The organism is Streptomyces sp. NPDC002520 (assembly GCF_053595235.1).
Window position 1 is genome coordinate 13,735 of sequence record NZ_JBSFXG010000057.1, and the last position, 23,555, is coordinate 37,289.

Below are 23,555 nucleotides of genomic sequence, written 5' to 3' on the forward strand. Positions count from 1 at the left end.
AGCGTGAATCAAGACCGCACCGCAGGGACGCTGCGCCGGCTGCCAGTCCAGAAGCGCAGCGCTGAACGCTTCGAACGGCTGCTGGACGCCTGCGCCGAACTCCTGGACGAGGTCGGCTATGCCGCGCTGACCACCAAAGAGGTGGCACGCAGGGCCGGGGTGCCCATCGGCACCCTTTACCAGTTCTTCTCCGACAGGGAGGGGCTGATCGGCGCGCTCGCCGCCCGCAATCTGGAGGCATTCCTGGAGCGGGTCGCGGCCCGGTTGGAGCGCGAGGCGCCCGACGGCATCTCGGGCATCGTGGAGGTGACCGTCGACGAGTTCGTCGCCATGCGCCGGACGATCACCGGTTTCGGCGTGGTCGACTTCGGCGCGGCGGGACAGGACCACACCCTGGAGCCGGCCCTGGACAACAACACCGCGGTCGCCGGAAGGCTGCGCTCACTGACCGCCTCCCTGACCGGTGTCCAGGACGACGCCGAACTCGACATCGCTGTGCGGGTGGCCCTGGAATGCGCCGACAGCGTGCTGAAACTGGCCTTCCGTACCGATCCGCAGGGCGATCCCCAGCTGATCGCCGAGTGCAAGCAGGTCCTCAACAGCTACCTGAACGGCCGACTCCGGTGACTGGCAACCAGTTTGTGATCGAGGCGTGCTTCGCGGCCGACAGCCCGAACGACTGGGGCCGCTCGGGGACGTCGTCGGCGTCCAGCTGGAAGGCGTAAGAGGTGCCGGGATTACGCAGAAGCCAGAGGCGGGCTTCGGGGTGGTGAGTGATCACGCAATCCCCACATCCGAGTTGGGCTCACGTTCTGCTCATACGTCAGGGACGCGAGCGCGCCGGACAGGTCAGCCGGGGCCGGCCGGATCAGGAGAGCCGATCCGGCCTGCCCCGGCCCTGGACACCTCCGCGCCGGTGCCTCAATCGGCGTAGACGCCGACCTCGCGCAGTGAGTAGCCCCACTGGGTGCCGCGCTCCAGCCCCTTGATCCGTACGTAGCGCGCCCGGGTTCCGGCGAAACGCGCCGTGTCCAGGCCGCCGTCACCGGAGGCCGTGGACCACACCGTCTTCCAGTTCGTGCCGTCGTCCGACAACTCGACGCGGTACGACTTCGCGTACGCCCTCTCCCAGTCGAGGGTGACGCGCTTGACCGGCTTCGCGGATCCGAGATCGATGCGCAGCCACTGGTCGTTGTTCCACTCGCTGGCCCAGCGGGTGCCGTTGTCGCCGTCCACGGCCTTGCCGGGCGCGAAGCTGACGAACGGGTTCCACCATTCCGATGAGGACGCCGAGGCGGTGGCGCCCGAGGCCAGGTTCGCCCCGGACCTGTGCTTCTCGGTGTTACTCCAGGTCCGGAGGTAGGACTCGGCGCCCGAGAAGAGGTCGTCCACGACCCCCTGGCCGCCGACGATCCGGATGTCCTCGATCCAGTCCGGGACCATGCCGTAGTGCGCCGCGCCGTCGGTGTTGAAGTCCCATGTGCGTTCGCCGGCGGTCTGCTTGTCGATCACCGAGCCGCCGTCCGTGCTGCGGAAGGGGTACTTCACCGGGTTCGGGGTGTCCCCGCCCCGTGGGGCCGGCCAGCCGCCGACGCCGTTCATGTCGGTGCCGTAGCCGTAGCCGACCTTGTACTTCGCGCGCAGCGCGTCCGTGCGCCTGGCCTCCGCACTGAACGCCTCGGAGCCGCTCATGTACTGGGCGGCGAACCCGCCGAGCTTGTAGAGCCGTTCGGTCCATCCCAGGTCCATCCAGCTGTGCGAGGAGATGACGCCCGGGTACGACTCGGACTCGAGGATGTCGAAGGCCTGGTCCGCGGCCTTGACGCTCATGTGGTCGATCTCCAGCATCATGTGGCGTTTCATCATGCCGCGAACGGCGTACGCACCCAGGTCGGTCAGCCCGCGGGTGTTGCACTGCGCGCCCGAGGCGTACGAGGGGACGGCCACGCCCTTCGGGAGTTGCTTCTCCGCCTGCGGCGCCGCCGCGTTGCCGATGGGGTTGTCGTGCTGCGGACCGCGGCACGTCTCCGTCTTCCAGAACGTGCCGGTCGACAGGAACTGGCCCACGTTGATGGCCGTACCGAGGGCGCCGGAGTCGTAGCGCACCCCGCACAGGGCGTTGTCGAACTTGTGGCACAGGAACATGCTGCTGACGCCCAGTTCCCGCAGCTCGTCCAGGCCCCGGTCGATGTCCCCCTTGCTGCACTGCGCGATGTCGAGGATCTGCTTGCAGCCGAACGGCTCCGAGGTCTCGACGCCCAGGACGACGGCCAACTTGCCCTGCTCGATGACCTCTCGGGCCTGCGCGCTGTCCGTGACGATCCGGAACCAGCCCTTGCCCGGGCCGCCGTACATCTTGTCGATGAAGGCCTGCATGTCGTACGTCTTCTTCGCCTCGAGACGAATGGCGGTCATCTCGTCGCAGCTGCGGTCCTTGAAGAAGTAGACCGAGCAGATCACGCCGTTGGTGACCAGGTCGTTGACCAGCACCCGCTGGCCGCCGCGCCATGCCCGCTCGATCCAGGCGTAGTAGTTCTGCTGGTGGGTCAGCGAGTCGTGGGCGGGCCAGTCCTTGAAGGTGGGCCAGCCGACCGGGTCGTGCTTGCCGTCGCCCTTGGTGACGAAGTCGAAGATGGCGAGCGAGCCGTCGGGGTAGTGCTCGGGGCAGTCCTTGAGCGCGTCGGCGACGCCCTGTTCCGAGAACGGCTTGCCGCAGATAAGCCGGCCGCCGAAGCCCTCGTTGGACATGATGTGGTCGTGGGCGTCGACGAAGCCCCTTACGCGCCCCTGGGAGTCGGTGCCCTTGAAGGGCTCGCCCGTGACGTTGATCTGCGAGTCGGGTGCGGGCCTCGCGGAGGGATCCCACCAGTTGGACTCCGCCGCGGAGCTGGGCATCGGACCGAGCACCAGGGCCATCACGGTGAGAAGCAGTGACGCCACCATGAGGGATCTGAGTCTGCGGCGCTGAGGTTGAGCCATGGTCATCGCATGGATCCTTAAATGTGAGCTGGGCTCATGTTTTGCTCATACGTTAGAGACGCGAGCTCGCAACGCCAACCCCCTGACGGGGGCTATCGAAGATCGCTTCACCGGGGGCCTTCATGCCCGAGAGGCGCGGGCGACGAACGCGCCGGAAAGTCAACCGGGGCGCCCCGTCGGGCCAGGGTGATCAGCCTCTGGGCCAAGGAGCTCGTCGAACCTCTCAACCCGGTACTTGCTGTGAAGACCATCGAGTGACGCATCCGCGGGCGTTGGGCATGTCGACCTTCGCGGAAGGGTAGCCACTGGTACCTCGAACGCACCGCGACGGAACGGGGGGCCATGCAACTTCCAGACAGCCTTCGCCTCATTGACGGGCGGCTGATCTTCCCCGACTCAGTGTGTGTCCTTCACGTGAGCGATGCAGGCGAGATGCTGCTGGTTCGCCAAGACCGTGCTACGCACGACCGCTACACCCTGGAACTACCCGGAGGGAAGGTGGAGGAGGGAGAGTCGCTCGCTGAGGCCGCCTTACGTGAGCTGTTCGAGGAGTCCGGATGCGTTGCCGACGACGCTGAGGAGCTCCTCACCCTCGACATGGACTTCTCGGTATCCGTACACCGGACACATCTCGTACGAGTACACAAGGTCGTTATGAACGCCCGTCATACCGCAGAGTTCGGTCTGGTGTGGATGCCGGTCGAGGAGGCGATCGGCCAGGTGCTGGAAGGAAATCTCACACATGCGCCCACCGTGGCGGGAATCCTGCTCTTGGCGAGAGAAGGCCGGGCGGAGCGGTGAGCGTGCTGATGAACGGGGTGCCGTCTGTTACATCAGAGGTTGTCGGCGGCTTACTCCTGGTCGCGGGTACCGCCACCGCACATCGCATGGCCGGAGCGTGGAAGACACGGGCAGAGCGAAGGATTTGGCGGCCCATCCTGAAGAACGGCCGCCCTCTGAGACTGGTACTGACCTGTCGGGAAGGGCCGCTTCCTCGTAGCACACACCGTGCGAGCATCAACGAGGTCATGGTCCTGCTGGAGTTCACTCCGACCTTCGAGAACATCGGCATCGAATACAAGATCACGGACTCGCTGGAAGCCCCGGCCTCAGACCTTTCCTCGGCGAATTTGCTCATATTGGGTGGCCCCGCGGTCAACGACGTCTCCCGGCGGACCTTCGACGCCATCCAAGATACTTTGCCTGTCGGCATCAGCTTGGACGAGGTCGCCATCACCATCGCCAACCGCAGATACGCGCCCGAGTACGACGTTGGCCAGAAGGTCGTCAAGGACTACGGCTTGGTAGTGCGATGCCAGAACCCATTCGACCCCTCGCACAAGACCGCAGCCTTCGTCGTGATGGGCTGCCACGGCTTCGGCACGGCTGGCTCAGCGAAACTACTGAAAGACCCAAGTCTGGCAGCTCAGTTGGCGGCGGAAGTAGACCAGCGCGACTTCGTAGCCATAGCTGAAATCCGGGTCCACGGGTACGAGTACGAAACCCGGATCATTGAGTCCTTCCTCTTTCCGCGCCGCTAAAACAGTGACGGGACAGGTAGTCGGGTCTGCCGCAGTTTGGGTGACAGGTTCGATCATGTGGCCTGGAGGGCCGGTCTGGTCATGACGGTCTCGAATTCGACGGGGGTCAGTCGGCCGAGCGAGTGCGTCGATGGAGTAGCCGGCGATCCTCTTGCTGAAGACGTCCCTGATCGCGCAGAGATATAACTTCCCCTCGCCGGTGGCGTGTTCGGTGATGTCGGCGAGCCACAGGCGGTTCGGGCCACCGCGGAGAAGTCACGGCGGACCAGGCCGTCGTGCACCGGCGGGCCGGCCTTCTTGATCCTGCCGTGACTCTTCCCGAACACGCTCCACCAGCGGTTGTCCCCGCAGATCCGCCACGCGGTCCGGTCGGCCATGACCGGCCCCGCGCCGCGTGCTTCATCGGCCAGGAAGCGTAGCCGAACTCCGGATCCTCAAACTGGTAGTGACACCCCTCTGAGCTGGTGCCCCCGGCAGGGTTCGAACCTGCGACACCCGCTTGAGGAGTCGGATCGAGACCTTGCCGGGTCCTTGCCGGGTGGTGCCTGGCGCTGCCGCGCGGTGCTGTTTCCCCTGGTCGGAACCGCACGGAGAGCCACTTGATCCGGCTCATGCCGCTCCGTATCGGGCTGTTCGCTCACGCCTCGCCCGCATGCGCCACGGCTGAAGCGTATGCGCCACAGCTGAACTCAAGGCCCGCTCACTGGACTTCCAGAGTCAGCCGGACCGGCCCCCTCGCGACCCAGCCACGCCCCCAGTCGACGTCGAGAACCTCCCAGTCAGGAATCTCGTCCAGGATCCGGTTGAGCCATATCGTCATTTCAAGGCGGGCGAGATTGATGCCCAGGCAGTGGTGCATACCGAAGCCGAAGCCGAGATGCGAGCGCTGCCTGCGGTTGACATCCAAGACGTCGGGGTCCTGCCAGCGCGCCGGATCCCGGTTGGCCGCGCCCTGCAGTACGAGAACCGTCGCCCCGTCCGGGATCCGTACCCCTGAGATCAGCCCCTTCCCGTCCCGGGCCACCCGCCAGCCCACGTGGATCACGGACATCCAGCGGTGGATCTCCTCAAGGGCGCGCGGAACGAGGTCGCGGTTTTCGAGCAAGAGGCGCCGTTGATCAGGGAATCGCGCCAGCGCGTACAGCGTCGTCGCCATGAGTTTGGCGGTCGTCTCATTGCCCGCGAACACCAACTGTGCGACCGAGGCGGTCATGTCCTGGGCGGTCAGCTCCTCGGACACAGGCGAATCGAGCATCTGGCTGATGAGGTCGGCGGGGCAGCCCGACCGGTGTCCCGCGGACATCACGCCGGCCAGGTACTCGTTGAGAGAGGCGGTGGCCTTCAGGCCCAGGCGCAGGTTCTCCACACCCTGCGGACTGGCGTCCGTCGCTCCCTCGGCGGCCTTGACCATGCCGTCGCTCCAGTCGCTGAACTGGGCGTGATCGGCTGTCGGAATGCCGAGCATGCGGGCGATCACCAGAGTGGGCACCGGCCGGGTCATCTCCGCTACCGCGTCGACCCGCTCGCCCGAACGCAGCCGCTCGACCACCGGAGCCAGCTTCGCGTCGACCACCTCGGTGATCATGCCGCTCTGTGGTGTGATACCGCGCCGCGTGAAGGTATCGGCCCAGATGCCGCGCGCCTGATCGTGTCGATCCACGTCCATGCTCATGATCGTCTCGCCGCCGAACATGGAGCGGAAGAATTCCGGCGGGGAGTAGAAAGCATGCGGGTCCGAAAATGCCGTCATGCATTCTTTGTAGTGCGAGACGATATATTGCTGGAGGTCCTCGTGGTAGATGACGGGACCTAATTCCTGCAGTTCATGCAGGGCTGGGTAGGGATCGTCGATGAAATCTTGCTCCTGAAAATCAAGTCGAGTCGCAGGCAATTCGGAATCTCGTACTGTCATAGACGCCGCCCATGTCACCGTCACCGCTTTTCGGATGGAATGTCGGAAGGGTATCGTGCTTGCTCGAGATCACCGATGCCTGGCAGTGGGTTTATGCATGAGAGGGCAACAGGTGTGACCCAAGGGGCCGCATCGCCCCCGTTATCGACGGACCTTCATCCATGGTCGGTGTTCAATGAGGTCGTCTCGGCAACGTGATGGTTGCGGTGCGTGACCGAGCGCGGGTGTCGGAGCGGTGACCTGACGTCAGATATGCGTGAAGCCCCTGGTGGGAACGGGTCTGCGAAGATCAAGTCCCGGCCGAGAGGCTTCACGTGCCGTCGAGTGTCACCTCCACCCGCTGTCCTCGATGTCCGCAGGGGGACCGCCGAGCATCTCGCGACGCTGCTGCGCGACCGCCGCAGGTGGCTCGGCACCCGCAAGGGCCCGCGCCCTGGGCGTCTTCAAGCAGGCTGGGCTGGTGCTGCGCTCGTTCGTCGACGGCACCCGGCTCGTCCAACTCGCCCGGGACAACGGCATCGCGGCCCCGACCGCCTACCGCCACCTGCACGAGGGCCTGACCTCCGCGCGCACAGCATGTGTGCGTCGAGCCGATCTGCCGGGTCCTCACCGACCACGACTGCAAGATCGCCCCGTCCACCTACTACGCCCACCACAAACGCCAGGCCGCACCCGCGGCCCGGGCCAGGCGGTGGGAGTGGACTTTGACATGTGGATCTCCGTAGTGATCGGAGACCCAGGTGTCGACGATGATCGTCAGTTTTAGATCTTCCGGGTCATCGGACTCGCCGATATCGGTGCCGCAGTCCCGCTGATTCTCTGACGGCATTCCGGTGCACCGTGCCACACGGTTTCCGTCGAAACGGCAATCCAAAAGAGCGGCGCTTACGTAACCAAACTGCAGCCGCACCCAGGGGTACGTCCCTGGTCGGCTGGTCCCCGTGCAGCGGGGACCTTGGATGCGAGACGTGCTCGTCGAACGCGCGGGGCGACGCCCACGACCCGCTCCCTCGTGGCCGCGGTCATCCGTTCAGTGCCGCCAAGACAGCATCGGCCCGGCCGCACGCGCCGACGCGGCATAAGGAAGAGTGCGTTCGTCATGCGAGTAAAAGGCGCTAGGCGTCTCGTCGCGACGTCAGCCTCCATTCTGACGGCTGGCGGCGCCGCGACCGGCGCGGCCGGCACGGCTGCAGCATCCCCTGCTGTGCACACCCATGTGATCACCAGCCGGTGCTTCGGCGACGACCGGCGCTGCTTCGACCACGACGGGTTCCGCTTCGACCACGGATTCGACCACCACGGGTTCCGCTTCGGTCACCGATTCGACCACGATCGCTTCGACCACCGATTCGACGGCGGACCCGTCGTGATCATCTTGCGCCTGTAGTGGTCGCCGCTGGTGCCCAAGGGGCACGCTCATTGCGGGCGCGGCCCCGAATCCCCCTCGTTGCGCGCCGGAGTGGCGTCGGCGTGAGGTTCTGCAACTCCCACTCCCTGTGGAGGTCGGGGTGAAAGTTGTCGTTGATCTTTCCCGATGTGAAGGCTATGCGCAGTGCGCGTTCCTGGCCCCGGAGGCGTTCCGGATGCACGGTGAGAAAGCGCTGATGTACGACCCGAACCCCGACGACGCCCGGCGCGACCAGGTGCTGCGCGCCGCGGCGGCCTGCCCGGTCCAGGCGATTCTGGTCGACCGGCTGGAGGCGCGGCGCGCACCGGTAGGGGCGTCGCCGTCATGACCAGTGCCGAGAATCTGCTGGCGTTCAAGCGCGATGGGCGCATCGTGGTCGTCGGGGCGTCCCTGGCGGGACTGCGGGCCGCGGAGGCGTTGCGTGACGAGGGTTTCACCGGATCGCTGACCATGATCGGCGACGAGTTGGGCGAGCCCTACGACCGGCCTCCCCTGTCCAAGCAAGCACTGACCGGGTGGGTGCCGGCTGAAGGCACCGCTTTGCCCCGCCGTCGTGGCATCGATGCGGAGTGGTTGCTGGGCGTGCCCGCCGCCGGACTGGACCTCGCGACGAACCGCGTGCGACTCGCCGACGGACGCGAGGTTCCCTTCGACCGGGTGCTGATCTCCACCGGGGTTCGGGCCCGGCCGTGGTTCGTCGAGTCCGAGGGGGCCCTGGACGGGGTGTTCGTCGTGCGTACGCGCGAGCATGCCGAGAGCCTGCAGCGAGCCCTCGCCGCCGGACCCTCCCGCGTTCTGATCATCGGCGCGGGATTCACCGGCTCCGAGATCGCCTCCATCTGCCGTGAACGGGACATCCCGGTGACCGTCGCCGAACTCGGGGCTGCGCCGCTGGCCGGGGCGCTAGGTGCCGTGATCGGTGACGTCGCGGCGGACATGCAGCGCGCTCACGGTGTCGACCTGCGTTGCGGCGTCAAGGTCACCCGGCTGGAGGGCGACGCGCAGGGACGGTTTCGCCGTGCTCACTTCGACGACGGCAGCACGATCGACGCCGACGTGGCGGTGGTGGCACTCGGGAGCATCCGCAACACCGAGTGGCTGCGGGAGTCGGGACTGGCGGCGGGCGTGTGGGGAATCACCTGCGACACGGGCTGCCGCGCCCTCGACATCAATGGCCGCGTCACCGACGACGTCTTCGCCGCGGGAGACGTGGCACGCTGCCCGAACCCGATCTACGAGTACCGGCTCATCTCGCTGGAGCACTGGGCCAACGCCGTGGAGCAGGCCGAGGTCGCGGCGCACAACATGGTCAGCGCCCAGGCGGACCGCTGGCCCCACCTGTCCATCCCGCTGTTCTGGTCGATCCAGTTCGGCGTCAACATCAAGTCCGTCGGCGTGCCGACCTTCGCCGACGAGGTGGTCGTCACCCAGGGATCGCTGGACGACTACCGTTTCGTCACCGCATACGGCTATCGGGGCCGCGTCACGGCTGCCGTGAGCTTCAACAACGCGAAGTGGCTGGACCACTATCGACGGTTGATCGAGACGGCCGCATCTTTCCCGCCCCCCTGCCCCACGCCGGATCAGCCGGCCGACATGAAACCGGTGCCCGTCGACTTCCCGGGCCCCGCCCTGCTCGTTCAGGGCGCCACCGTGGTCCTCACAGACCATGACCCGGGTGAGCGCCGCGTCACGGCCGTGCACCAGCATCGGCATGAGGAAGGTCAGACGACCACGGCCAAGACGGCCGGCACGCTGCAACGGATCTTCGACTACTCGGCTCGGGCCGACCCGTACCCGCTGTATGCCGAGTTGCGCGAGACGCCGGTGGCTCGGCAGGAGGACGGCAGCTATGTCATCAGTACCTATCGTGAGATCACGGAGATACTGAATGACCCGCATCTGAGCTCCGACGTGCGCAATCTGTCGCGTCCGATGCCCTCGGTCGAGGGAGGGGCCACGTCGTCGTTCATCCACATGGACCCGCCCGAGCACGATCGCCTGCGGCGTATGGCGATGCGTCACTTCGGCCCCCCGCACACCCCTGGGCTGGTGACCGGGCTTGAGGGCTTCCTGACCGCCACCGTCGGCAGCCTGATCGACGATTTGGTGGGCAAGGAGCAGATCGACGTCGTCGACGATTTCGCCTTCCCGTTCCCCGTGACGGTGATCTGCCACCTGCTCGGCGTGCCACGCGAGGACGAGCCGAGGTTCCACCTCTGGGTGAACGACATCATGAACTCGATCGACTACGACCCCAAGACCGACCCGAAGGAGAAACTGGACAAGGGCGTACAGGCCCGCAAGGATCTGCGCCAGTGCCTCGGCAGGCTGGTGGAACAGCGCCACGGTCGGCCGGGCGACGATCTGTTGGGCCGGCTGGCCAACGATGACGGGCCCGACGGGCGGATGACCGACGACGAAATTGTCGCCACCGCCAAACTTCTGCTCATCGCCAGCCACGAGACCACCGTCAACCTCATCACCAACGGCATGCTGACGCTGCTGCGCCACCCGCAGGTGCTGCAGCGACTGCGCGACGAACCGGACCTCGTCGTGCCGCTGGTCGAGGAACTGCTGCGCTACGAGCCCCCCGTGCACATCGTTCCCTGGCGGGCCGCGTACAGCGAGATCACCGTCGACGACACCGTCATCCCCAAGGGCTCGCGGATCATGCTCATGTTGGCCTCGGGCAGCCGCGATCCGAAGCGCTTCCACGATCCCGACCGCTTCGACCCGGATCGGCGTGACAACCAGCACCTCGGGTTCGGCAGCGGCATCCACCTGTGCTTCGGCGGCCCGCTGGCCCGGCGGGAGACCCAGATCGCGCTGGGCGAGCTGGTACGCCGGCTCGACCGCCCCAGGCTGGTCGCCGACCCGCCGCCGTACCGGCCCAGCCCCGTGCTTCGCGGGCCGATCCATCTGGACATCGAGCAGGGCGCCGGTTGACGCGGCAACCGAGGCAGTCGCGGAGGCCGAGCCCGACGACGCGGAGCATCCCGGTCCGGAGTCAGCGTTGGGTGTCAGCGGAACAGTTCCGGCACAGGGCAGGTCTCCAAGGACTCGTCTGGCCGGTCGGCCCACTTCCACCAGACGTGCCCATCGGCGCACCTCCGCAAAGACCGGCATGCCCGTTGGCCGTCGTCCTCACGTCGCCAGATCACGAGGCCACCAGACTTCATGGGTTGGCTGCACATGGGACAGGTCGCGGCACTGTTGGTCATGTGGGACCCGTAACACCCATCGCGCCGAGCACGAGGCACACCGTACCGAAGAGGAGGAAACAGCCCATGGCGATCATGACGGCCCCAAGCCTGACGACGCCGGCACTCCTGCCTTCTTGTGCCACCAGTGAGCCTGAGATCTTTTGTCCGAGGTCCAAGGGCCCTGGCAGTCGCCCGTTCCGCCTGAGCATCCGTCCGAAGCTGATGAGCACTACGCCGAAGATCAGGGTAAAAAAGCTCGTTTGGAGCTGGTAGCCCGGGTCGTAGGCGTGCGAAGCCGCGATGATCAATGAAGCCCCCCAAGGTGCCGGGCAGAGCCTCTGCCCGGCGGAAAGAAACACCCCATCTTGCCCGACCGCCAGGCCTGGACGGAAACCCGTATTGAAGTTCCCCCCAGTATCAGGCTGTCCAGTTCAGCGGGGGAACTTCACTTCCCGCATCCGTCGTAGGGGCGAACACGCACGGTACGGAGATTTGGCGGCCACACCCAGGACGATCTCGCTCAGCCCAGGAAGCTCAATCGAACCTGACGGTTGACATTGGAGATGTTGGTGTCCACCAGGCACACGGACTGCCAAGTCCCCAGCTCCAGACGGCCGCCGATCACCGGGAGGGTCGCGTGGGGTGGGACGAGGGCGGGGAGGACGTGGTCGCGGCCGTGGCCGGGGCTGCCGTGCCGGTGCTGCCAGCGGTCGTCGGCGGGAAGCAGGGTGTGCAGGGCGGCCAGGAGGTCGTCGTCGCTGCCGGCACCGGTCTCGATGACAGCGATGCCACAGGTCGCGTGGGGGACGAAGACGTTGAGCAGACCGTCACGGCCGACCGCTGCCTCGCTCAGGAAGTCCTCGCAGTCGCGGGTGAGGTCGACCACCCGCTCCCGGGTTCCGGTGGCGATGTGCAGCATTCGCGTGGTGAAGGCATCTGACATGCCCCCATCCTGGCCCATGCACCAGGTTTCGGCCGCCTTCGCGGAAGGCCGCCGTGCTGATGGTGAGCGGGCGCCGACGACGCGGGACGAGTGACGCCCCGCACGGCCGGAACGGCATCCGGCACGGGAAGATCGGCGCCCGGCCCGCTGTTGGTGGAAGCGTGAACGATATTCGCGAGGTCGAGGTAGTGGTGATAGGCGCCGGACAGGCTGGACTGTCCAGCGCCTATCACCTGCGCCGCTCCGGTTTCGAGCCGGACCGCGACTTCGTGGTCCTGGACCACTCCCCTGGCCCGGGCGGCGCCTGGCAGTTCCGCTGGCCGTCGCTGACCTACGGCAAGGTGCACGGCATGCACGCGCTGCCCGGCATGGAGCTGACGGACGCCGACCCGGAGCGGCCGTCGTCGGAAGTGATCTCCGAGTACTTCGACCGGTACGAGCGCACCTTCGATCTGCGAGTACGGCGGCCCGTCGACGTGACGGCCGTACGGTCCACGGGTGAGGGTGGTGATCTCCGGACCGGGCGGCTGCTCGTGGAGACCTCGGCCGGCACCTGGTCGACCCGGGCCCTGATCAACGCGACCGGCACCTGGGACCGGCCCTTCTGGCCGCGCTACACCGGCCAGGAGACCTTCCGGGGACGGCAACTGCACACCGCGCAGTACAACGGGCCGGAGGAGTTGGCCGGGCAGCGGGTCGTGGTCGTGGGGGGCGGGGCGTCCGGTACGCAGCACCTGCTGGAGATCGCCCCGTACGCGGCCGCCACCACCTGGGTCACGCGGCGGCCTCCCGTCTTCCGTGAGGGGCCGTTCAACGAGGATGTCGGCCGGGCGGCTGTGGCATTGGTGGAGGAGCGGGTCCGGCAGGGGCTGCCGCCGAGAAGTGTGGTCTCCGTCACCGACCTGCCCCTCAACGACGCCGTCCGGCAGGGGCTGGCGGACGGCGTCCTCGACCGGCAGCCGATGTTCGACCGGATCACACCGGACGGGGTGGAGTGGAACACCGGCAAGCGCGTGGACGCCGACGTCATCCTGTGGGCGACCGGGTTCCGGGCCGCCCTCGACCATCTCAGGCCGCTGCGGCTGCGTGAGCCCGGCGGTGGGATCCGGGTCGAGGGGACCCGCGCGGTCGCCGACCCGCGGATCCACCTGGTCGGCTACGGCCCGTCCGCCAGCACCGTCGGCGCCAACCGCGCCGGGCGCGCGGCCGTACGGGACATCAAGCGACTGCTGGCGGCCGAGGAGCCGGTCGCCGCGTGACGTCCCTTCGCCTCATCGGGCCGACCGGGTATCAGCGCGGCGGCCGCGCACCGGGTGATGTACGACCGCCACGTACCCGGTGACTACTGCGAGGCGCTCGGCTGCGGGCTCTGGCTCGGAGACGAACTCGGAGACGCACTCGGAGCCGAACTCGGAGTCGTCGTCCGCGGCTGCGCCTTGGCGGCCTGGTAGGCGTTGAAGTCGGCCACGTTGCGCTGGTGCTGTGCGTAGTCGGAGGTGAAACGGGTGTCGCCCGGCTTGACCGTGACGAAGTACAGCCAGTCGCCCGGTGGCGGGTTCAGCACGGCGTGCATCGCTTCCTCGCCCGGGTTGTCGATCGGGGTGGGTGGCAGGCCCATGCGCTGGTAGGAGTTGTAGGGGCTGTTGATCTGGGTGTCGTCTGTGCTGGTGCTCAGCGTGCTGCGGTTCAGCGCGTAGTTGATGGTGGAGTCCATCTGCAGCGGCATTCCACGCTCCAGCCGGTTGAGGACGACCCGGGCCACCTTCCCCATGTCCACCTTCGTTCCGGCCTCGGCCTGGACGATGCTCGCGATGGTGACGGCCTGGTACACGTTCATCGAGCTGCGCTGGGCCCCGGCCGCGACCGGCGCGCCGTTGAACCTCTGGTTGGCGGTGTCGACCATGAGCCGCAGCAGCGAGTCCGGTGTGACGTCCTTCGCCAGAGGATAGGTGGCCGGGAAGAGGTAGCCCTCCGGATTGCCCTCGGCGTCGTTCGGCAGCTTCAGACCTGCTTTCCCTGCGGACTTGCGGGTGCTGCCCGGGGGCAGCTTGAGGGCCTTGTCGACGGCGTCGTAGATCTGGCTGGCACGCCAGCCCTCGGGGATGACCAGCCTGGCAGGCTTCGTCGCCTCGTGGCCGCGCATGATCAGCAGCGGCACCGCCACGGCGGTGCCGGCCAGGGTGGCGCCTGTCACGACGAGGATGAGCTTGCCTCGGCGCGTCAATCGCATCGTGCTCCGTCGCGGAGTGTTCATCTGCATGCGGGCACGGTAATACGCGCATGGCCATAAATCCGACATATCATCAGCTTGTCGTTTTTTGGGCCTCGAGCCGGCCCGTCACCCTGGGTCGCGCTTCCGCCCCCTCGTTCCGATGTGTACACCGGTCCAGTCGCCACCGGTCAGGCGTCAGCTCGCCGGTTCCAGGTGTGCGTCGCGCCGCACCAAGGCCGCGTACCGGCCGTCCCGCTCCAGCAGTTCCTCGTGCGTGCCACGCTCGGCCACGCGGCCGGAGTCGAGGACGACTATCTGGTCGGCGTCCCGGACGGTCGACAGGCGGTGGGCGATGGTGACGGTCGTCCGGTTGGCCGACAGGGCGTCGATGGCGTCCTGAACGGCCGCCTCGGTACGGGTGTCCAGGGCGCTGGTCGCCTCGTCGAGGATGAGGACGGGCGGGTCGCGCAGGATGGTGCGGGCTATGGCCAGACGCTGCTTCTCCCCGCCGGAGAAGCGGTGGCCGCGTTCACCGACGACCGTGTCGTAGCCGTCGGGCAGCGCGGCTATGTGGTCGTGGATCTGCGCGGCGCGGGCCGCCGCGTACAACTCTTCGTCGGTGGCGTCGGGCTTGGCGAAGCGGAGGTTGTCGGCGACAGAGGCGTGGAAGAGGTACGTCTCCTGCGAGACCACGCCGACCGCACGGGCGAGGGTGTCGAAGTCGAGGTCGCGGACGTCCACGCCGTCCAGGGTGACGCGGCCGCCGGTGACGTCGTACAGCCGGGGCACCAGATAGCCGAGTGTGGACTTGCCGGCGCCGGTCGGGCCCACGACGGCGAGGCTGCTGCCGGCGGGCACGGTGAGGTCGATGCCGTCGAGGACCGGACCGCCCTTGTCGTCATAGCGGAACTCGACGCCCTCGAAACGGACCTCGCCCTTGATCGCGTCGAGGTGGACGGGCTCCTCGCGTTCGGTGATGTCCACGGGCAGGTCCAGGTACTCGAAGATGCGCTGGAAGAGCGCGAGGGAGGTCTGGATCTGGACGCCGGTCGCGAGCAGGCTCACGGCGGGGCGGAACAGGCCTTGCTGGAGCGAGACGAAGGCGACGATCGTGCCGAGCGAGACCTGGGGGCCGCCGAGCTGGAGGGCCAGGCCGGCGGTCCAGTAGATGACGGCGGGCATCGCGGCCATGACGATCGTGATGACGGCCATGCGCCAGCGGCCGGCCATGTTCGACCTGACCTCGAGGTCGACCAGGCGCTCGGACTCCTCGGCGAAGCCCGCGGTGAGCGAGTCGGCACGGCCCATGGTGCGGCCGAGCAGGATCCCGCTGACGGACAGCGACTCGGTGACGGTGGCGGCCATGGCGGCCATCTGCTTCTGGCGCTGGGTGGTGATCTTCCTGCGTTCGTTGCCGACCCGGCGGCTGATCCACACGAACACCGGGAGCAGGAGCAGCGAGACGATCGTGAGCCGCCAGTCCAGGGCGATCATGGCGACGATCGTGGCGACGACGCTGGTGACGTTGGAGACCAGGGAGGTCGCGGTGGAGGTGACGGTGGCCTGCATGCCGCCGATGTCGTTGGCGATGCGGGACTGCACCTCACCGGTGCGGGTGCGGGTGAAGAAGGCGAGCGACATGCGCTGCAGGCGGCCGTAGACGGCGGTGCGCAGGTCGTGCATGACGCGCTGGCCGACGGTGGTCGAGATCAGCGTCTGCAGCACGCCGAAGACGCTGGCCAGGACCGCACTGAGGATCATGCCGAAAGCGAGAAGGCTCAGCAGGCCGGTGCGGCCCTGCGGGATCGCGACGTCGAGGGTCTCCTTGAGCAGGAACGGTGTGGCCACCGAGACCAGCGAGGAGGCGCCGACCAGCAGGCCGACGATCGTGAGCCGTGCGCGGTAGGGACGGAAGAGCTTGAGGATGCGGCGCACCTGCCGGGGCTGTTCCGCGGCGCCGGCGGATGGGGTCCAGGAGATTTCACGGTCGGGGTGCATGGGCTCCCTACGGGGTGCGGACGCCGGCCCAGGGTTCGACCGACGATGCCTGACGGATCTTAGCTCATTGTTACCTATACTCACAATGAACTGCATCCTGATATTGTTCCCGCATGAGCACCCCCGATCCCGACGGCCTGCTCGCCGAGCAGTTGCTGCGGCTCACCCGCCGGGTGCACCGCATCCAGAAACGCCATCTGGAGCGGCGCGACCTGGGCGTCACCCCGGCCCAGTCCCGGCTGTTGCGCACCCTCGCCCACTACGGCTCGCCCCCGCGCATGGCCGATCTCGCCGAGCGCCTGGAGGTGGTGCCGCGCGCGGTGACGACCCTGGTCGACGGGCTGGAGGCGGGCGGCAAGGTACGCCGGGTGCCGGACCCGACCAACCGCAGGGTGACCCGGATCGAGCTGACCGACGAGGGCAGGGCGGCCCTGCGTGAGCTGCGCGGTGCGCGCCGGTCGGCCGCCGAGGAGATCCTCGCGCCGCTGACGGAGAAGGAGCGGCAGGTGCTCGGCGTGCTGCTGGACACGCTGATCGACGGAGAGCCGGGCAAGGGCTGCTGAACGGCAGCGGCCCCGCTCCGGGACAGGAGCAGGGCCGCGGGTCGGAGGGGGACAGTCCGCCGAGCGGGCCTCAGCAGCGGGAGCGGTCCTCCGTCAGCACCCCCTGCGCCGTCGCCAGGGAGCGGTCGTAACAACCGTCCGAGCCGTAGAGGCGGTAGCGCTCGCCGGACGTGCCGACCGCGTGCCGCTGGTCGCGCGGAACGTTGATCGTGTAGGTCGCGTCGCCGCTGTAGGTGTCGTCGAGCCGCGACCAACTGGTGCGCCGGCCGTCCCGCGTCTCCACGACCCTCGCCCGGTCGCCGAGGGTCAGTTCCGTGCGCAGCCGGTCGTCCGTACCGACGGTCGTGGCGCCGTTCATCGTGTAGGTCCGCTGGGTGCGGGTCGTCCGCACAGGGCCGTCCGGGCCGGTGCTGGTCACGGTTTCATCGTCCTTCCAAGTCGCGTCGAGCCCGTCCGTGTTCTCGCCGTCGGTCCAGCGGTGCGCCGAGGTGTTCGCGAGCGTACGGGTGACGGTGGTCGTCACGCGGCCGTGCGACGTGTCCAGGTACCCGGAGACCGTGAGCCGGTGTCCGGCCCGGGTGTCCACACGGTTTTCCGTGCCGGGCGTGTACGTCGAGGAGTTGGAGGCGCCGGACGGCTCGGCCGCCGTGAGCGCGCCGGTGACGTGGGCGCGGTGCGCGTCCTGCCAGACCAGCACGTTCACCGGGGCACTCCAGCCGGCCTGGCCCGCGGGCACGCCGGCCACGGAGACCTCGACCCGGTGCGGCCGGCCGTCGTTGAGGAGCCCGGCGAACGGCGTGAGGTCGTACTCGATGGGCCGGACGTCGAAAGCACGCGGGGCCGGGACGACGTACCAGAGGAACGGGTTGGACCAGCCCCCGGTCCACACGTTCGGGAACGGCGCGGCGATGCCGGCCAGTTGGCCGTCGACCTTGATCTGCACCTCGCGGTATGGGCCGTGGTCGGCCTTGCAGGAGTACGACGCCGGGTCGGCCACGGTGAGGTACCAGAACTCCTCGCAGCCCCCGCCGGATCCGGTGGCGTACACCTCCGCGACGATGCGTTCGCTGTTGTGCGGGGTGGTGAGGGTCGCGCCGTCGGGACTGTCGGCGAGCGTGAGCACGCGGTCCGGGGCGGGACTCTCGGGACGTCCCGTGTAGAAGGTGAGCGTCACCTTGACGTCGATCACACCGGTGTAGGTGGAGTCGACGACGTTGCCGATGAGCATCTCGACGTCCTGCGAACTGCGGAAGGTGTCGCTGTAGTGGGTGACGTCCTTCTCCACGTGCCACTCGATGCCGTCCGGCGAGGGCTCGGGGGTGGAGGTGCGCAGGATCTCGACCCCGCCGACGTGCAGATAGCCGAGCCGGTCGTACTGACGCCCCTTCACGTTGCCGTCGAGACGCAGGACGACCTTGCTCCAGCGGTCCCCGCAGCCCTGGGGCGGCGTGTAGGCGCCCCGGTAGGGGGTGAAGTCGCGGAACTGGGCCTCGGCGAGGGTGACCTGGCAGGACCTGCCGTGCGGACGATCGACGGGCGGGGCCGCGGTCACCGGATCGTGCCAGTCGCTTCCGAACTCGGCCGGCACGTCGGTGGCCTGGGTGTCCGCCCGGGTGCCGGCCTGGGCGGCGGCGACTCCGGTGCCGAAGAACGTACTCGCCAGGAGGGTCGCTCCGGCGAGCATGGACATGACTATCCGTCTTCTCATGGGCGGTGTTCTACGGGGAGACGGGGCGCAGTACAAGGACGCCTCCCGCGGATCGGCCGTCCGCCGCGCCGAAGCACAGGTCAGGCTCAGGCCAGACGCAGGCCGGGCACGCCGGCCAGGCGCGCAGGTCAGGCGCGCAACTCCGCCATGTCCCCCATGACCGCCACGGGATGCCGGGCGGGGTCGAGGGTGCGCAGCAGGTACCTCATGGCCTTCTTGGAGACGCTGATGCAGGCCGAGGTGCCGCTGCCGTGGTCGAGATGCAGCCAGATGCCGCCGCCCTTCTCCACGCCCTCGGGGCGCGTGGTGTCGTGCGGCGGTGTGCCCTTGACGCGGTTGTAGTCGATGGCGATGACGTAGTCGAAGTCATGCTGATGGTCCGCGTCCCATGCGGCGGGTGGCGCATAGGCGCCCTCGTCGTGGTCGTACGGCAGCCGCGTGCCCGGGTCGGGAAGGACACCCCCCGCGTCGGAGAGGCTGAATACGCCGACCGGGCTGCGTTTGTCGTCCATCCGGTGGTCGGTCGTCCAGCCCTTGCGGCCGTTGTGAGCGTGCCAACTGTGCACCTGACGCCACTCGGCGCCATGCCGCGTGTACAGCACGAGCACGGAGCGGGCCGAGTTCCTGCCGAGGCCGTAGACGGCCACGACCTGGCTCGATTCGGCCGGAATCCGCCCGTACAGGCGGTCACCGACGCCCGGGATGCGGGTCGGGTCGGAGGGCGGGCGCCCGGACGCGTCGGAGCTGTGTGCGGTCCGGCCCTCAGGGGCCGGCTCGCCACCGGCGTGCGCCGCGCCCGGCTCGGCGGCGGCACCGCACGCGGACAACGCTGACAGAAGGGTCCCGAGGGCCGCCACCGCGACCGTCGCACGCCGCATCCCGTTGATCTTCACCCGCCCATGGTTGCATCACGTTCGGGCTGATGGAGACCTGTTTCGGACACTCGGGGCAGCGACTGGGGGCCGCTCGTGGCCGTCCCCCACACGAGTGCCGGGCATAGCGACGCCGGGCGACTGTATCCGGCACGAACACGGCGGATCTCGCCCGCCGTCGGGAAAAACCGTTTGAAATTCGCCGCGCTGCGACGCGACCCTTTCACGGCTTGCCACCGCCTCCCCGGCCACGCCGCACTCCGCTCGCCGCTCTCTCCGTCTCCCCTCCCTGACACGAGCCACTGGGACGTCATGCAGATTCAAGACCTTCCGTACTCCGACCCGGGCCAACCTGACGCTCGTTCGGGTCCTCGCTTTCTGTGGTGGCTCTGGCGCAACCAAGCGGGCGGCCAGCTCAAGGCGCTGGCCTGGGGCGCACTGCACTTCGTCGCCGTCTCGGCGCTGCCCTTCTGCGTCGGGTTCGCCGTCCAGGCGGTCATCGACCGCTCCGGTACCCGACTGGCCCTGACCGGCGTTCTGTTGTTGCTGTGCGGCGCGTGCATCGCCGTGGGCGACACCTTTCTGCACCGGGCCGCCGTCACCAACTGGATCACGGCCGCCGCCCGGGTCCAGCAGCTGCTGGCACGCAAAGCGGCCCTGCTGGGCTCGGCGCTGACCCGGCGGGTGGCGGCCGGCGAAGTGGTGGCCGTCTCCACCGGTGACGTGGAGAAGATCGGCTGGTTCGTCGAGGCTGTCTCCCGGTTCACCGCGGCCGCGTTGACCGTCGTCGTGGTCTGTGTCGGCCTGCTCGTCTACCAACCCGCCCTGGGTGTGATCGTCGCCGTCGGTCTGCCGGTCGTGGGCCTCGCCGTGCTGCCGCTGCTGCCCCGGGCCACGCGCCGCGCCGACGCCCAGCGCGAGAAGGCGGGCCGGGCCACCGAGCTGGCCTCGGACACCGTCGCCGGGCTGCGGGTGCTGCGCGGCATCGGCGGCGAGGAGCTGTTCCTCGACCGCTACCGCCGGGCCTCGCAGGAGGTACGGCACGCGGCCGTACGCAGCGCGCGGATGTGGTCGTTGATCTCCGCCATCCAGGTACTGCTGCCCGGACTGCTGCTGATCGTCGTCGTCTGGCACGGCATCCACCTGGCCCGCCAGGGCCGGATCACCGTCGGCGAACTCGTCACCGTCTACAGCGCGGTCATGATCCTCAACTACCCGCTGCGCCACTTCGAGGAGATCGCCATGGCGTACTCCTTCTCGCGTCCGTCGGCGAAGCGTGCCGCGCGCGTGCTGTCGCTCCAGCGGGCCACGGACGCCGGCGGATCCCGCGCGGCCGAGGTCCTGGGCGGCGACCTGTACGACCCCGGCACCGGACTGCTCGCGCCCACCCACCGCTTCACCGCCGTGGTGTGCGGCGACCCGGACGCGGCAGGCCGGCTCGCGGGGCGCCTGGGCGGACATCCCGCCGAACCGGGCCCCGCGGTGCTGCTCGGCGGCGTACCGCTCGACGACGTCCCCCTCGACAACGCCCGCACCGCCGTCCTCGTCCAGGACAAGGACCCGGTGCTGCTCTCCGGCACCCTGCGCGAACTGCTCGACGTGCCCGCCTCCGGTGCCGTACAGGCCGAGGACGCGCTCGCCGCCGCACAGTGCGGGGACGTGCTGGATGCCCTGGCACAGGGATCCCTGGACGCGGCCGACCCCATGGACGCCCGCATCACCGAGCGCGGGCGCTCCCTGTCGGGCGGCCAGCGCCAGCGACTCGCCCTGGCCCGGTCCCTCGTCACGGACCCGGAGGTGCTGGTGCTGGACGAGCCGACCTCCGCGGTCGACTCGCACACCGAGGCACGGATCGCGGACGGGCTGCGGCGGCTGCGATCGGGGCGGACGACGGTGGTGTTCACCTCCTCCCCGCTGCTGCTGGACCGCGCCGACACGGTCGCCCTGGTCCACGAGGGCAAGGTCGTGGCGGTCGGCGTGCACCGCGAGCTGATCGAGACCGAGCCCCGGTACCGGGCCGTGGTGACGCGGGAGACCGAGGACGAACAGTCCCTCGGCGACGGGAGCGCCCTGTTGCGCCCGCTCGGACCGCTGGAAGAACTGGAAGAGATCGAGGAGAGCGCATGATCGGCGTTGCGCCACCGGCGTACGACCCGGCGGCCCCGACGACCGCCACCACCCTGCCTGTCGGCGCGGCCGCGACCGTGCGCGCCTACGTCACCGAGCTGTTCCGCCGGCACCGCCGGGCCTTCCTGCTGCTCATCGGCGTCAACACCGTCGCTGTCGTCGCCTCCATGGTCGGCCCGTACCTGCTCGGCGGACTCGTCGAGCGCGTGTCGGACCGGGCGCGCGACCTGCACCTGGGCCTGACGGCCGGCCTGTTCCTGCTCGCGCTGGTCGTCCAGGCCGCGTTCGTCCGGGAAGTGCGGCTGCGGGGCGCCATGCTCGGCGAGCGCATGCTTGCCGACCTGCGCGAGGACTTCCTGATCCGTTCCGTGGGACTGCCCCCGGGCGTGCTGGAGCGGGCGGGCACGGGCGATCTCCTGTCCCGCATCACCACCGACATCGACCGCCTGGCCAACGCCATGCGGGAGGCCGTCCCACAGCTGGCGATCGGTGTCGTGTGGGCGCTGCTGCTGCTCGGCGGGCTCGTCGTGACGGCCCCGCCGCTGGCTGCCGCCGTCCTGCTCGCGGTCCCGGTGCTCGTGATCGGGTGCCGCTGGTACTTCAAGCGGGCCCCTTCCGGCTACCGCTCCGAGGCCGCCGGTTACGCGGCCGTCGCCGCCGCGCTCGCCGAGACCGTGGACGCGGGCCACACCATCGAGGCGCACCGCCTCGGCGCTCGTCGCGTCGAACTGTCCGAGCTGCGGATCAAGCAGTGGACCGCCTGGGAGCGCTACACCCTCTGGCTGCGCTCGGTGCTCTTCCCTGTGATCAACGCGGTCCACGTCATCGTGCTCGGCTCGGCCCTCATGGTCGGCGGTTTCCTCGTCCTTCGGGGCTGGATCGGGGTCGGCCAGCTGACCACGGGCGCGCTCATCGCCCAGATGCTGGTCGACCCGGTGAACCTGATCCTGCGCTGGTACGACGAGGTGCAGGTCGCCCAGGTGTCGCTGGCCCGACTGGTCGGCGTGCGGGACATCGAGCCGGACGCCGGGGACGCCGCGCTGGCTCCGCGGGGCCGGGACGTGCATGCCGACCAGGTGCACTTCGGCTACCGCGAGGGTGTCGACGTGCTGCGGGAGGTGTCCCTGGAGGTCGCTCCGGGCACCCGGCTGGCCCTGGTCGGCCCCTCCGGCGCGGGCAAGTCCACGCTGGGCAGGCTGCTCGCCGGCATCTACGCACCCCGGGACGGCCGCGTCACCCTCGGCGGCGCCGAGCTGTCCCGGATGCCCGCCGAACGCGTCCGCTCGCATGTCGCCCTCGTCAACCAGGAGCACCACGTCTTCGTCGGCTCGCTGCGGGACAACCTCCTGCTGGCCCGGACCGACGCGCAGGACGCCGAGCTGTGGGCGGCGCTCGGCGCGGTCGACGCGGACGGCTGGGCACGGGCGCTGGACGACGGCCTGGACACCGAGGTCGGCTCCGGCGGACTGGCGCTGACCCCGGCGCAGGCCCAGCAGATCGCGCTGGCGAGGCTGGTGCTGGCCGACCCGCACACGCTGGTCCTGGACGAGGCGACCTCGCTGCTCGACCCCCGCGCGGCACGCCACCTGGAACGCTCCCTGGCGCGCGTCCTCGACGGCCGCACCGTGGTCGCCATCGCCCACCGTCTCCACACCGCCCACGACGCCGACGTGATCGCCGTCGTGGAGAACGGCCGCATCAGCGAGCTGGGCAGCCATGAGGCCCTCGTGGCGGCGGACGGGGCGTACGCGGCGCTGTGGCGGTCGTGGCACGGGTGAGGGGTGGTTTCGTATCAGGGGTAAGGGGTGCGGATGCCGGGCGGGCGTGCGGTGCCGTGACGGCGCGAGGGAGCCGTTGCGCCCTGGTCCGGCCGAGACGTGTGTCGTGGCACGGGCGGCGGCTTGCCGATGGAGGCCGAGGGCCATGGTGAACCCGGGAGGGCGTGGGGCAGGGCCGGGCGACCGTGCCGCCCCGGGCCGCGGCGAAGCCGTTCGGCCCCAGGCCGGGCGCCGTGCCGTTGCGCGGTCCCGAACAGGGGTGGAAGGCTGGATAGCGGCACCGGTGCGGGCAACGCCCGGGAACCTTC

16 protein-coding genes and 4 pseudogenes are annotated in these 23,555 nt (G+C 68.9%); 12 read left to right on the top strand and 8 right to left on the bottom strand.

The features are described from left to right. Positions 1–3 precede the first annotated feature (3 nt). Complete coding sequence (locus ACWD5D_RS41805) at positions 4–627, top strand: TetR family transcriptional regulator (protein ID WP_451377996.1); 624 nt, start codon at positions 4–6, stop codon at positions 625–627. Between the two features lie 294 nt (positions 628–921). Here ACWD5D_RS41805 and ACWD5D_RS41810 read toward each other — a convergent pair whose 3' ends face one another. Further along, entirely contained in the window at positions 922–2,985 is a 2,064-nt protein-coding gene (locus ACWD5D_RS41810) for a discoidin domain-containing protein (RefSeq protein WP_451377997.1), read from the bottom strand. Between the two features lie 336 nt (positions 2,986–3,321). Between ACWD5D_RS41810 and ACWD5D_RS41815 the strand changes: the two genes are divergently transcribed. Next, the gene (locus ACWD5D_RS41815) at positions 3,322–3,780 is read left to right on the top strand and encodes an NUDIX hydrolase (protein ID WP_451377998.1); all 459 of its coding nucleotides are present in this window, start codon (positions 3,322–3,324) and stop codon (positions 3,778–3,780) included. 227 nt (positions 3,781–4,007) lie between these two features. Continuing rightward, positions 4,008–4,520 (top strand): Nif11-like leader peptide family natural product precursor, encoded by a 513-nt coding sequence (locus ACWD5D_RS41820; protein WP_451378018.1) that lies wholly within the window; start codon positions 4,008–4,010, stop codon positions 4,518–4,520. 123 nt (positions 4,521–4,643) lie between these two features. Here ACWD5D_RS41820 and ACWD5D_RS41825 read toward each other — a convergent pair. Together ACWD5D_RS41825 and ACWD5D_RS41830 are read right to left on the bottom strand one after the other, a co-directional pair. Next, a pseudogene (locus tag ACWD5D_RS41825) lies at positions 4,644–4,816 on the bottom strand (IS3 family transposase); the annotation flags it as partial. Between the two features lie 404 nt (positions 4,817–5,220). Further along, positions 5,221–6,432, bottom strand: a complete 1,212-nt coding sequence (locus ACWD5D_RS41830; RefSeq protein ID WP_451377999.1) for a cytochrome P450 — start codon at positions 6,430–6,432, stop codon at positions 5,221–5,223. Positions 6,433–6,746: 314 nt separating this feature from the next. On the opposite strand from ACWD5D_RS41830, the pseudogene ACWD5D_RS41835 reads away from it, so the two are divergent. The 5 genes and pseudogenes from ACWD5D_RS41835 to ACWD5D_RS41855 form a co-directional block, all read left to right on the top strand. Continuing rightward, positions 6,747–6,991: pseudogene (locus ACWD5D_RS41835) on the top strand (IS5/IS1182 family transposase); the annotation flags it as partial. A gap of 645 nt (positions 6,992–7,636) precedes the next feature. Further along, positions 7,637–7,819 carry a hypothetical protein gene (locus tag ACWD5D_RS41840; protein ID WP_451378000.1) on the top strand — a complete coding sequence of 61 codons (183 nt, stop codon included), beginning with the start codon at positions 7,637–7,639 and terminating at the stop codon, positions 7,817–7,819. 121 nt (positions 7,820–7,940) lie between these two features. Beyond that, positions 7,941–8,168 (top strand): ferredoxin, encoded by a 228-nt coding sequence (locus ACWD5D_RS41845; RefSeq protein ID WP_451378016.1) that lies wholly within the window; start codon positions 7,941–7,943, stop codon positions 8,166–8,168. Beyond that, a pseudogene (locus ACWD5D_RS41850) lies at positions 8,165–9,541 on the top strand (NAD(P)/FAD-dependent oxidoreductase); the annotation flags it as partial. The gene ACWD5D_RS41845 and the pseudogene ACWD5D_RS41850, both read left to right, overlap by 4 nt. 165 nt (positions 9,542–9,706) lie before the next feature. Next, positions 9,707–10,789 (top strand): annotated as a pseudogene (locus ACWD5D_RS41855) (cytochrome P450); the annotation flags it as partial. 777 nt (positions 10,790–11,566) lie between these two features. Here ACWD5D_RS41855 and ACWD5D_RS41860 read toward each other — a convergent pair. Continuing rightward, positions 11,567–11,989, bottom strand: a complete 423-nt coding sequence (locus ACWD5D_RS41860; protein WP_451378001.1) for a secondary thiamine-phosphate synthase enzyme YjbQ — start codon at positions 11,987–11,989, stop codon at positions 11,567–11,569. A 161-nt stretch (positions 11,990–12,150) separates the two neighbouring features. On the opposite strand from ACWD5D_RS41860, the gene ACWD5D_RS41865 reads away from it, so the two are divergent. Continuing rightward, on the top strand, positions 12,151–13,248 hold the full coding sequence (locus ACWD5D_RS41865) for an NAD(P)-binding domain-containing protein (protein ID WP_451378002.1): 1,098 nt from the start codon (positions 12,151–12,153) through the stop codon (positions 13,246–13,248). Positions 13,249–13,331: 83 nt separating this feature from the next. On the opposite strand, the gene mltG is transcribed toward ACWD5D_RS41865, so the two are convergent. Together mltG and ACWD5D_RS41875 are read right to left on the bottom strand one after the other, a co-directional pair. Continuing rightward, positions 13,332–14,249 carry an endolytic transglycosylase MltG gene (gene mltG / locus ACWD5D_RS41870; protein WP_451378003.1) on the bottom strand — a complete coding sequence of 306 codons (918 nt, stop codon included), beginning with the start codon at positions 14,247–14,249 and terminating at the stop codon, positions 13,332–13,334. Positions 14,250–14,396: 147 nt separating this feature from the next. Then, the gene (locus ACWD5D_RS41875) at positions 14,397–16,199 is read right to left on the bottom strand and encodes an ABC transporter ATP-binding protein (RefSeq protein WP_451378004.1); all 1,803 of its coding nucleotides are present in this window, start codon (positions 16,197–16,199) and stop codon (positions 14,397–14,399) included. Between the two features lie 113 nt (positions 16,200–16,312). Here ACWD5D_RS41875 and ACWD5D_RS41880 point away from each other — a divergent pair, with 113 nt between their 5' ends. Further along, entirely contained in the window at positions 16,313–16,762 is a 450-nt protein-coding gene (locus ACWD5D_RS41880; RefSeq protein WP_451378005.1) for a MarR family winged helix-turn-helix transcriptional regulator, read from the top strand. Positions 16,763–16,832: 70 nt separating this feature from the next. On the opposite strand, the gene ACWD5D_RS41885 is transcribed toward ACWD5D_RS41880, so the two are convergent. Both ACWD5D_RS41885 and ACWD5D_RS41890 read right to left on the bottom strand, forming a co-directional pair. Further along, complete coding sequence (locus ACWD5D_RS41885) at positions 16,833–18,470, bottom strand: peptide-N4-asparagine amidase (RefSeq protein ID WP_451378006.1); 1,638 nt, start codon at positions 18,468–18,470, stop codon at positions 16,833–16,835. A gap of 128 nt (positions 18,471–18,598) precedes the next feature. Further along, complete coding sequence (locus ACWD5D_RS41890; protein ID WP_451378007.1) at positions 18,599–19,363, bottom strand: hypothetical protein; 765 nt, start codon at positions 19,361–19,363, stop codon at positions 18,599–18,601. Positions 19,364–19,654: 291 nt separating this feature from the next. On the opposite strand from ACWD5D_RS41890, the gene ACWD5D_RS41895 reads away from it, so the two are divergent. Both ACWD5D_RS41895 and ACWD5D_RS41900 read left to right on the top strand, forming a co-directional pair. After that, on the top strand, positions 19,655–21,469 hold the full coding sequence (locus ACWD5D_RS41895) for an ABC transporter ATP-binding protein (RefSeq protein ID WP_451378008.1): 1,815 nt from the start codon (positions 19,655–19,657) through the stop codon (positions 21,467–21,469). Further along, entirely contained in the window at positions 21,466–23,247 is a 1,782-nt protein-coding gene (locus tag ACWD5D_RS41900; protein WP_451378009.1) for an ABC transporter ATP-binding protein, read from the top strand. Before ACWD5D_RS41895 ends, ACWD5D_RS41900 begins: the two co-directional genes overlap by 4 nt. The last annotated feature ends 308 nt before the right edge of the window (positions 23,248–23,555 follow it).